The sequence below is a fragment of the Bacillus sp. AF62 genome, from assembly GCF_050312695.1.
GTDB lineage: Bacteria > Bacillota > Bacilli > Bacillales > Bacillaceae_G > Bacillus_A > Bacillus_A cereus.
On the sequence record NZ_JBNPJZ010000159.1, the window covers coordinates 1 to 10186 of the forward strand.

The following is a 10186-nucleotide window of genomic DNA, read 5'->3' on the forward strand; positions in this document are numbered from 1 at the left end:
TCGCTATCTATTGCATGTTCAGCTAGTTTTTCTGATTCATAACATTGCATATTTATTTTAGTTTTGCAACACCCTCCGTCCCATATAAGGAGACGTATTGTTGTTCACTCTATCATTTAGTTCTAGATCAATTTCTCCATTGTTTACCCACTCCTTTACTTATTCGTATGGTAAGCAGTATAGACACTCTTACAAATTGTTAAAACATCAAACTGGATTTATATATGATATCACAATAGCTTCTATCGTACAAAAGAAAAGCTTATATATAGTTTGTTGTGGAAACACTCCTCAAAAAAGTGATGGACCCAACGCATAATAGTTGTATGAGATAAGGATAATCCTCTTTCTTCCATCATTTCCACCAAATCTCGAAAACTTAGATTGTACCGCAGGTACCAACGTACAGTTAGTAGAATGATATCTGGTTGGTAGTGCTTCCATTTAAACAAATTATCCTTTTTCATACTAATCACATCCCCTTTGTAGAGTAACAGTATCAGTATGTCCAAGATTTAAAAATTCATTGTACAGGTATTATATTCTTTGCACCAGAACCTAAAATACCTGACCACAAGATTTTCTCATTAATAAATGCTAAATCATAGCATATATCCCTTATGAAAGCTATTTTTCTAAACTTAAGGGGGAAAAAAATGAATTTACAAAAGAGGACACGATGGATTTTATGTAGTGTTTCCCTAGTATTACTACTAATAGGCTTGGTATATGTTACAGTATTGCAACAAAGCAATCCAAAAACGCTAAAGAACGCACCACCAGCGCCACCCGTACAAACACCAAAAACTTCGATTAAACATGCTGTTTTACAAGAACTGTCGCAACAAAAAAGGACACTAGGGGAAGAAACACAGATTGTAGATACACAAGTGCAGGTGAATGTAAAGCGGTTATCCAACGATGAGCACTGGGCATTTGGATCTGTAGTGATATTAGCCCCAAATGTAACAGGCGTATTTCCAGAAGGAAAACTTTTCATTGCGAAACACTCTACTACAAATTGGCAAGTCACTTTCGAAGGGATGGATTTGTTCAGCGAACTTTCACAACAAATTCCCGATGTAATGATGAGTGCGCAAGAAAAAAAGGCATTTTCTTTACTTGGGAATGCGCAGGCCCCCTCACAGAATAGGACTGAACTTCGGTTACCTTACGAAAAAGGACAATCCTGGGTGATGTCTGGTGGTCCTCATGGATGGTCAGGATCAGATAGACCCTATAGTTCTCTTGATTTATATGGCGGAGATCAACGCGTGTTAGCTGCAGGTGATGGGATGGCTTACACTATGTGCCCAAATAACAGAGGATGGATTCGTATCTATCACAAAAATGGATACGCCACAGATTACTATCATTTGTGGAATAATATTATACCGGATGGTCAACCGGTCCAAGAGGGAACCTTTTTAGGTTATACAGGGATGGATGTATCGTGTGGTGGATATGCAAGTGGACGCCATGTGCATTTTTCTCTTTTGCAGGGTGATACGCGTATATCTTTACAAGGAAAAGAACTAGGTGGCTGGGTATTCTTTGAAAATTCCCCCTATAATGGATATGCAATGCATGGTAGTACAGTGAGCTATACAGGCCATACTTTGTATAATCATGGAAAACTTCTTGCGAATCAAGGGATTGTAGATGCGAATGGAGGGCGTACAGTAAACCTTCGTACAAGCCCCGGTACGAACTATCCGATTGTAGGTACTCTTAATGATGGAGAGGTTGTAACGGTTTCTTGTACCACAAATGGGGCAACATTTACGGGGCGTAAGGGGCGTACAAATAGATGGAATAAACTAACAAATGGATATTGGATGAGTGACGCCTATCTGTATACAGGTACCAATAATGCGATAGCTTCCTCTTGTAACAAGTAGCGCATCCTATATGTATGTAAAATGAAAAATTGAGAGGTTCCCTTACATGGAATAACCCTCTAATTCGGACGATTCCAATCATTATTTTTATTAAGATAGAACCCAGAATCTCTTCCTATACAACAAACAGAAGGTACTTTGGTATACGCCTCTGTTTGTTGTATGTATAAAGCTCCTACATACATTCCATAGCTAGTATACAAGTTTACAAAAAATAAAGTTCTATTTTTTATTACTCATGTTATGAATTTTTGTATTTAACGAATAGCTGCGCCATTTGGTATAGCATTTTTCATCCACTGAGGAAGCATTGATACCTCCGAATGAAAAGCATACTTGTTCATGATAGATAGACTCGTAATCCAACGTTTCATAGGTTTCCCAGTTGCATCTTTATCCAGAAAATAGATAGTAGAATCATTTTCGAACTGGACTAATCCCATATCCTGATCAATACTCCTTCCATTTGGAATTGTATGTAAACTTTGAAACTCTAATATCCCATCCCATTTTTTAAAAATACGATTATACGTACCTGAGTCTGTAATGTGACGCTTCATGCCTCTATCTACTAAATAGATAGCTGATTTCCCTACTTCCTTTACACGATATCCATTATAGATATATTGATCATTTTGTAGAAATTTTTGGTTTATAGCAGGAGCTTTTTCTTGACCAGCTGCATGAGCTTGCGGTGCAGAAAGTATTCCCCATCCACTGCAACCAATTAAGGCAGCTAATGTAACTTTTGATAATCTTTTCATCATCTTTTCCACGCCTTTCATTTTTAATTGTAGAATGCAGATATGCAATACATTGTTAAAAGGTCCTTCTACGCTGTCTATTATAATGTATTTAGATATGATTTCTTATGTAGAAATGCTAAAAACATATTGAGAAAATAAAAATTCTAATATATCTTATTTTGACCTGGTCAAGAAAAACTGGAACATGGAATAGATTACGCAATGGATTTTGAATACTGATACGGAGTCAATCCATTTAATGATGAGTGCGGACGAATGGAATGATAATACATTCAGCTACTAACTGCATTACTTGAGCGAGAGAAATCAGCTTTTCACCATGCAAACATTCACGTTTAAAGAGGCTGAAAAATGATTCGACCACAGCATTATCTCAACAGTTCCCTTTGCGAGACATACTTTGTCGAATCTTTTGTTGCTTACAAAAATCAGTAAACGTATAACTCGTAAACTGCAATCCTTGATCACTATGAAATAAAATCTTTTTGTGACTTCCATAAACATTTCTAATTTGCTGAATTGTATCCTTTACTAGTTGCGCCTCTTGATGAGTATTCAAAGAATAACCAAACACCCGGCGGGTGCTAATATCTAATGCAGCACAAAAATATACTTTCAATCCATTTACTAAACGAAATTCTGTAATATCACATACAACTGTTGGAACGTCTTTCTTATCAGGTTTAGAGAAACGCTCACGTACATTTGGAAATATAGGATGGTCTTGCTTTCTTTTTTATAATACGTGACAACTTTTGACTTTAATCCAGCTCGACATAAAGCTTGTCTTACTTGAGATAAGCTCACCCTAACATCTCTATTTATAAGATAACGGTACAGTTTTCGATATCCCATTCTACCTTTTAAACGTTTAAATTGCATGACAATATAAGCAGCTGTCTTTTTACGTTTTTTCTGACCTTCAGTGGCTTTACGATGAAAATAGTCGTAAAAACCACTAACAGACACTTGTAATCGATAGCAAAGCCAGCGCACTCCAAATATGTGGTGATAGTGTTTAATAAACTGAAAACGTGTTAGTTTTGGTTTTTGGCAAAGAAGGTTGCCGCCTTTTTTAAAAATTCATTTTTCTTTTCTAATGCCTGGATTTCTCTTCGTAAAGAACGTAGTTCTGTCATATCAGTCCCCTTACTATCTAAAAGTGGAGAAGAATATTTTTTTATCCATGAATTAAGAGTCCCATGGCCTAAAGCAAATTCTCTTTGAATACTAGAGATTGCACGCCCTTCTTTGATTACCAATTCAACACATGGTTTTTTAAACGTTTCATCCTACTGTTTTTTCATCTGAAACACCTTATATAGAATAATTTATCTCTAGACTGTGTTCCAGTTTTACTGTACCACCTCAAGTGTAGCAGGAGACATATATCGATATAACTCTTCAGCGAATAAAGATAATTCTTGTTTTTGATTCATATTCATAAAAAGCACGTTACTATTTTCTCATTCATATAAAAAAATAGTAACGTGCTTTTAGCTTAAAAAATAGTTTAAATCCTTAAGTTGATGGATGTGTGGCGGTACCCCAACCAGGTCATTTCATCTTTTTACACCAGAACCTAATTTAGCAACCTCTATTTGGTGTATAAAACCAAAAAATAGGGAAGGATACAATTTAGAGAACTTAATCATGATTATAAAAGAACTGAGGCGAAAAAATGAAAAAAATAATTTTAATTATTGGAGGCATCATTTGTAATATTCTTTTTACCGGATGTATAAATCAAAATACTGATAAGCAACAGACTAAACGATCAGACAAAGATACTAAACAATATGTAGCAACCGATACTTTAAATTATAAGGATCAAAAGCACTGGAAGTTTGAATCTGGTGATGCACAATCTCCTATTAATATTGATACAGAAAAAATTATTCCCATGAAAGATACTGGTATAATTGAGTTGAATTATAATCAAAAGGTTCAGAATGAGGAGGACAACGGTCATACTATTCAAGTAAATACTGGGGGGACTGCAACTATCAATGGTCGTCAATTTGATTTTACACAATTTCATTTCCACGCTCCAAGTGAACATACTATAAATGGAAAGCATTATCCATTAGAAGCTCATTTTGTTCATAAAAGCCAAGATGGCCGTCTTGCTGTAATAGGTGTATTTTTCAAAGAGGGAAAAGACAATAAAGGTTTCCAAGAGATACTTGATCATAGACAAGCGGGCGAAAACAATAAGAAAGTAGAACATATTGAAATTTCTTCGATCATACCCAATAATAAGAGCTATTATCATTATTTAGGTTCATTAACTACACCACCACTTTCTGAAAATGTGGAATGGTATGTCCTGAAAGAAACGGTAGAAGCTTCTAAATCACAAATTGAATCTTTTCAAAAAATATATTCTTCAAATAATCGACAAGTTCAACCACTACATCATAGGGTAATCTTATCCCACGAAGATACTGATTCTTCGCAAAAATAATGGCTAATCTAAACAAAAGGTTCTGATGCAAAAATTCCAAAATGTTTGAAATGTGTTTTTCAAACTTGGTTATACTGGTACTACTACTTCAATAAGGTGCGTGATCAGTATGGGACCAGAAAGTTTATTTAAGTGGAAACATTATCAACCAGATATTATTTTATTAACAGTACGTTGGTACCTGCGGTACAACTTAAGTTTTCGTGATTTGGTAGAAATGATGCAGGAACGAGGATTATCTTTGTCTCATACAACTATTATACGTTGGGTTCATCAATATGGACCAGAATTAAATGAACGAATTCGCAAACATTTGAAAGCCACGAACGCTTCTTGGAGAGTAGATGAAACATACATCAAGATTAAAGGAGAGAAGTCTGTCCACAGACAGATATATCTTATCAATGATCTGTTCAATTTAACAGCATAAAGTTCAATTCCGCTAGGAATCTTTTGCTTTTTTTCATCCCCCACGATTTTTGCACCAGAACCTTAAGATTAGGCGTGAAGAACTTTTTGCAATGATTTTTTCATTGCTTCTACGAAGTTCTGACGTGTCTCTTCAGATAATTCTAATAAGGAAAGATAGGGATTTAAATCTTCTAATTCAACTAATAAAAGCTCCCCTTGTTCGCTTCGACAGGCATCAACTCGTTGAATCCCCCAGTCAAGATTATTCCAGTCAATAAAGCTTTTAGCAAAAGCTAAATCTTCTTCCGTAGCTACATACTCTTTCAATTCCCATCTTTTATCTTTATCTGGTGCATAAAGGGCGTATTGAAGTTCTTTATCAATAAAATAAAATGAGACTTCATATTCAAAATTGATAAAGGGTTGTACTAATGTATTTTTCGATTCTGAATCAACTTTTTCACTCACTTCATCTTTTGTAACAAATTCCATCCCGATAGAGTCTGCTCCATCTTTCGGCTTTACGATATACGTGTCTACATTAGGGAGTTTATTTAGGGAATCAAAAGTATCAATCGTTGGAATAACAGAAAAATGAGCATTTGTTAGTTCGATTAAATATTCTTTTCCGTTCATGTCAGCCTTTCCATTAAACGAATTATATGTGTTTAAATGTTTAGAAACCATTCGGTTACGGAATGCTTCATATTTGTCTTTAAAATTTGCAACTGGACCTGCATTTCGGAAAATAATTAAATCAACATTATTTTCAAATGCTTCAATATCTTCAGGATGACAGATGACCAAATTAAAGGTTTCTCTAAGTTTAGAAGTTAGAAATAAATCCTCTTCATAATAGTTTCTTCCTTTTGCTTTATAATATAAATCTGTTACAAATAATAGTGTCTTCATTACGCCTTCACCTGCTTTTCTTAAGTTTTTATTGTGAAAATATTCTCTAAAAAACAAAAAATCCCGTCTCAGTAAGAGACGAGATTGAAACTCGCGGTACCACTCTTTTTTAATAAAGTGTTTGAATAACACTTTATTACCCTTTACAAACGTACAATCATACGTTGTCCCTTGTAACGGAAGCAATCGATAAAGCCTACTAAACATTCAGCTTTACTTCTCAGAGATGATTTTCGGTTATTATCTGAACACTGGTTTTCAGCAAAACCCCAGCTCTCTTTGGAACAGAAACAATAAAGTACTCTTTCTCTTCATAGAATTTTATATAAAGTAAATTATTTTTTACAATTATATATTGGACAGAAAATAAAATCAATGGGAATTAAAAGTATATTAAATTCCCTTACTCCATTTGACTGCCCCGTTTGTCACATAAACAATTTTTAAATAACTTTATTATTTTTAAAAGACTTTATTATATATTCCACAACTTTATTATCATCTAACAGTTAAGGGTAAGTCGGCTCTTTCATATTAAAGTTAAAATTTTCCCTTGTCGAAAGTATGCATAACCTCGTTGCAGAATCATATCGTCTATGTATTTCTCAACGTTAGAAATATGCATGATATTCGTTTTCCTCGAAATTTGTATAATCATGACAAATCAAACATTTTTTTATACAATAGTTTTACTTATACGATTTATGCGTGCAACAGTAGTCAAAACCTATCAAGGGGATTCCCTTCACAGATATCACATCTTCGCCAAATTTTGCAAGGTATGATTAAGAATAATAAAGGGTCGTTACGCTCCTCATATAATTGGAAGAAACTTGATTTTCTCTTTCAAAGTGTCAATCATTTTTATCCATATATACCGTCGTTGCTCACGCCTCATATTCTTTTACTAATTTATAAAAAGAAGAACGTTTTATATTATACTTTCTCATTACACCGATTGCTGTAATCTCTCCAGACTGCCATTCCCGGTATGCCTCAATAAATTGATCTGTAATTTGTACCGGTGGTCTTCCTAAATGTTTTCCTTTTTTCTTTGCTAATGCAATTCCTTCCGCTTGTCGTTGTTTAATATCATTTCTTTCTTTTTCTGCAAAAGCGGATAAAATGGTCAGAGTTGCTTTTTGTACAACTTGCTGAATCACATCGTTCGTACTTTCTACATTATAATTCACACTAATAAATGGTTCCTTAATAAATTGGAGATTAATCCGTTGCTTTTCAAAATAGCGAAATTCTTCAAGTACATCATTCATGCTACGAGCTAATCCTTTTAACATTTGATAATTTTCTCTCTTCATATTTTTTCCAGACTGCTTATCAATAAAAATATCCCGGCCTTCTATCCCGAGATATTTCATATTTTCAATCTGGCGTTCTTCATTTTGGTCTTTACTGGAAACTCTGACATATCCAAATTTTTTATCTTGCAATATTTTCACCTCGACCATAATTATAGCTCATTTTTATCTTTAAAGATGCGTAAACTTTAAAGATATCTGTACAACAAAAACCAACTTTTACGGATGTGTGTTTCCCTATGTTTCTATACATCTATAAAAGTACAGCTTTACGAACTGATGAATAAAAAAGAACAAACTATTGAAATAATCTGCCCATAGATAAAAGATGAAATGAAAGTCACTCAAATTCATAGTATAATGAATTTCTGGATAATAAAAAGGATCAATATAAAAAAGAACGGTTCTATTGGCATAGTCCGTCCTTTGAGAAGGAAATAATGAAAGTTATTCTTCTTTATTATACTTGAAAATCAAATCTTATTCACATTGAGAAAATATTCATCCTACAAAGGAAGGTTATTTTTATGAATAAAGGTGATGCAATTTTAAGGGTGTTATCAGAAATCAAGTTGGAACTTAAAAAAGTAAAAGAACAGATGGAGAAAATGCAAACAAAGTTAGATACATTAGAACAACAAAATCAGGTGAAGAACAAAATAGAGCGAAAGAAGCCAAAAACAAAACCTGATAAACAAGATAAGCGAGATTGGAAATACCCAGCTAAGCTGAAATGAAAATTATGCAGAAAAAGTGAGGTGATAGGTACATGAATAGAAAAGAATTTGAGAATACCTTACAAAATTTTTCTTTCTTTTTAGCTAGTCGTGGAAGAAAAGCATCCACAATTAAACGATATGTCTATGATATTGAGGACTTTGGAAGATGGCTGCAAACCTCGAATCGTTTTCAAGAAAAGAACTTATAGAACAAAATAGATAAAGAGGATCTTGAAGCCTATTTTCAGGAACTCATATACAAACGAAATTATGGAGAGAGAACCATTCATCGCATTGCAGTCGTGTTAAAGAAATTGTATCAGTTCTTGGATATTCCAAGCCCTATTGTAGAAATGCAGGGAATCACTCCACCGAATCGGGCCCTACGCAAGGAGGACTTTATTACGAAGGAAGAAGAGAAAAAGCTGAAAAACATTCTTTCTTCTTCTGAAGGATTGTCAGAAGAACAACTTTCCGTTCGACCGCTTCTCATAGATCGAAATGTATCCATCCTATCACTTCTTTTGGATTATGGGCTCACACTACAAGAACTCGTATCGTTACAGATGCAACAGGTGCACTTTGGAAAGAACATGATTACTATTTTACATAACAAAGGGACAGAGAGAAGGATCGTGTTAAAGGAAGAGGATAAAATACGTTTATTTACGTACTATAAAACGATACCTGAACCAGTTCGTCCTAGATATCACAGTACAGATCCGTTATAGGTTGCATTTGATTTTAAACGACGGACATTTCGTTGGGTGTATGACAATGATGCTCCGAAAGCACTAACAGCCATTGCTGTACAAAAAATGATTCGATTAGAAGTAGCCAGAGCGCAACTGAGAAAAGGAATTTCAGCACAGCACTTACGGAATACCTATATTCTACGCTGTCTAGAAAGAAATATGTCTACAGAGGAAGTCATAAAAAGAACAGGATTCCTTTCTCATCTATCAGTAAAGCGTTATGTAGAATATGCAAATCAATATTCACATGGAGAATAATTTGAAAAGAATCACTTTTTATGACATACTAAAATAATGTAAGTTTATCTTTAAAAATGTAACAATTGAATCTTTTGTGATGGAGAAATAATAGTCGGCATATACCGAAAACCCCAGTAATTTCAATATATTACTTTTATATAAGAATCTGCTGAAAATAGAATCGTAGAACATGAAGCATACGAAAAGCTCCCTGGCTTGTTATACAAATCAGGGAGCAAAAGGTAGTACAATACATCGGTTACGCTAATTATAGCATAACTGGATTCATTCGGTCTATTATATCTGAATATTTAATTTATTTTTCGATATTAGTTCTTCAGGTTCAGATAGCCCTAAAGAATCATCAAACCTTGTGAAAAAGTGTACGGTACACTTTACTTCTCTAAAATATGGCGTATTTCCGACAGTTCTATATTTGTAAACTTCGCAATATCTTCGATATCCATGCCATTTTTATGCATGCCCCGGATAAGTTGGATTTTCCCTTTTTCTATCCCCTCTTGAAGCCCTTCTTCTTTCCCTACTTGTTTTCCTTCTTCTATACCAACCTCACGTGCATGTGCTAATTTCGCTTGTTCATCAAATAGCACCTTTTCCCGTGCTTCATATGCGAGACGGAAAGAGCTACTCTGACTCATATTTTCCCATTTGTGGATTGCCTTCTGTAACATTGG

The 10186-nt window shown here is 34.4% G+C and carries 9 protein-coding genes, 4 pseudogenes and 1 other annotated feature; of the genes and pseudogenes, 5 read left to right on the forward strand and 8 right to left on the reverse strand.

What is annotated here, in order from left to right; translation table 11 throughout:
- Window positions 1-287 precede the first annotated feature (287 nt).
- A pseudogene (locus tag ACQRBL_RS31325) lies at window positions 288-467 on the reverse strand (IS6 family transposase); the annotation flags it as partial.
- A gap of 189 nt (window positions 468-656) precedes the next feature.
- On the opposite strand from ACQRBL_RS31325, the gene ACQRBL_RS31330 reads away from it, so the two are divergent.
- Entirely contained in the window at window positions 657-1901 is a 1245-nt protein-coding gene (locus ACQRBL_RS31330; protein WP_411996591.1) for a peptidoglycan DD-metalloendopeptidase family protein, read from the forward strand.
- Between the two features lie 257 nt (window positions 1902-2158).
- Here the strand turns inward: ACQRBL_RS31330 and ACQRBL_RS31335 are convergent, their stop codons facing one another.
- From ACQRBL_RS31335 to ACQRBL_RS31350, 4 genes and pseudogenes are all read right to left on the reverse strand, one after another.
- A complete protein-coding gene (locus ACQRBL_RS31335; protein WP_242069035.1) occupies window positions 2159-2668 on the reverse strand; it encodes a hypothetical protein in 510 nt (169 codons plus the stop codon).
- A gap of 235 nt (window positions 2669-2903) precedes the next feature.
- Window positions 2904-3032, reverse strand: a complete 129-nt coding sequence (locus ACQRBL_RS31340; RefSeq protein ID WP_368856798.1) for an IS3 family transposase — start codon at window positions 3030-3032, stop codon at window positions 2904-2906.
- Window positions 3033-3041: 9 nt separating this feature from the next.
- The gene (locus ACQRBL_RS31345) at window positions 3042-3287 is read right to left on the reverse strand and encodes a DDE-type integrase/transposase/recombinase (RefSeq protein WP_242068247.1); all 246 of its coding nucleotides are present in this window, start codon (window positions 3285-3287) and stop codon (window positions 3042-3044) included.
- A 418-nt stretch (window positions 3288-3705) separates the two neighbouring features.
- A pseudogene (locus ACQRBL_RS31350) lies at window positions 3706-3945 on the reverse strand (transposase); the annotation flags it as partial.
- A gap of 404 nt (window positions 3946-4349) precedes the next feature.
- On the opposite strand from ACQRBL_RS31350, the gene ACQRBL_RS31355 reads away from it, so the two are divergent.
- A complete protein-coding gene (locus tag ACQRBL_RS31355; RefSeq protein WP_097984611.1) occupies window positions 4350-5135 on the forward strand; it encodes a carbonic anhydrase in 786 nt (261 codons plus the stop codon).
- A gap of 109 nt (window positions 5136-5244) precedes the next feature.
- A pseudogene (locus tag ACQRBL_RS31360) lies at window positions 5245-5508 on the forward strand (IS6 family transposase); the annotation flags it as partial.
- A gap of 125 nt (window positions 5509-5633) precedes the next feature.
- Here ACQRBL_RS31360 and ACQRBL_RS31365 read toward each other — a convergent pair.
- Together ACQRBL_RS31365 and ACQRBL_RS31370 are read right to left on the reverse strand one after the other, a co-directional pair.
- Window positions 5634-6458: a hypothetical protein gene (locus ACQRBL_RS31365; RefSeq protein WP_098856347.1), complete on the reverse strand. Its 825-nt coding sequence runs from the start codon at window positions 6456-6458 to the stop codon at window positions 5634-5636.
- A 71-nt stretch (window positions 6459-6529) separates the two neighbouring features.
- Window positions 6530-6782 (reverse strand) — a binding site (T-box leader).
- A gap of 563 nt (window positions 6783-7345) precedes the next feature.
- Window positions 7346-7927 (reverse strand): recombinase family protein, encoded by a 582-nt coding sequence (locus tag ACQRBL_RS31370; protein ID WP_411996590.1) that lies wholly within the window; start codon window positions 7925-7927, stop codon window positions 7346-7348.
- Between the two features lie 377 nt (window positions 7928-8304).
- Between ACQRBL_RS31370 and ACQRBL_RS31375 the strand changes: the two genes are divergently transcribed.
- Together ACQRBL_RS31375 and ACQRBL_RS31380 are read left to right on the forward strand one after the other, a co-directional pair.
- Window positions 8305-8514 (forward strand): hypothetical protein, encoded by a 210-nt coding sequence (locus tag ACQRBL_RS31375; protein ID WP_427736318.1) that lies wholly within the window; start codon window positions 8305-8307, stop codon window positions 8512-8514.
- Window positions 8515-8546: 32 nt separating this feature from the next.
- Window positions 8547-9509, forward strand: a pseudogene (locus ACQRBL_RS31380) (tyrosine-type recombinase/integrase).
- Between the two features lie 377 nt (window positions 9510-9886).
- Here ACQRBL_RS31380 and ACQRBL_RS31385 read toward each other — a convergent pair.
- A partial coding sequence (locus ACQRBL_RS31385; protein WP_427736320.1) for an Rpn family recombination-promoting nuclease/putative transposase occupies window positions 9887-10186 on the reverse strand: 300 nt, incomplete at its 5' end.

What these genes read in the sequence shown, in the direction of transcription:
- ACQRBL_RS31330 (WP_411996591.1), top strand. Translation starts at nt 657, where the DNA reads ATGAATTTACAAAAGAGGACACGATGGATTTTATGTAGTGTTTCCCTA.
- ACQRBL_RS31335 (WP_242069035.1), bottom strand. Translation starts at nt 2,668, where the DNA reads ATGATGAAAAGATTATCAAAAGTTACATTAGCTGCCTTAATTGGTTGC.
- ACQRBL_RS31355 (WP_097984611.1), top strand. Translation starts at nt 4,350, where the DNA reads ATGAAAAAAATAATTTTAATTATTGGAGGCATCATTTGTAATATTCTT.
- ACQRBL_RS31365 (WP_098856347.1), bottom strand. Translation starts at nt 6,458, where the DNA reads ATGAAGACACTATTATTTGTAACAGATTTATATTATAAAGCAAAAGGA.
- ACQRBL_RS31370 (WP_411996590.1), bottom strand. Translation starts at nt 7,927, where the DNA reads ATGGTCGAGGTGAAAATATTGCAAGATAAAAAATTTGGATATGTCAGA.
- ACQRBL_RS31375 (WP_427736318.1), top strand. Translation starts at nt 8,305, where the DNA reads ATGAATAAAGGTGATGCAATTTTAAGGGTGTTATCAGAAATCAAGTTG.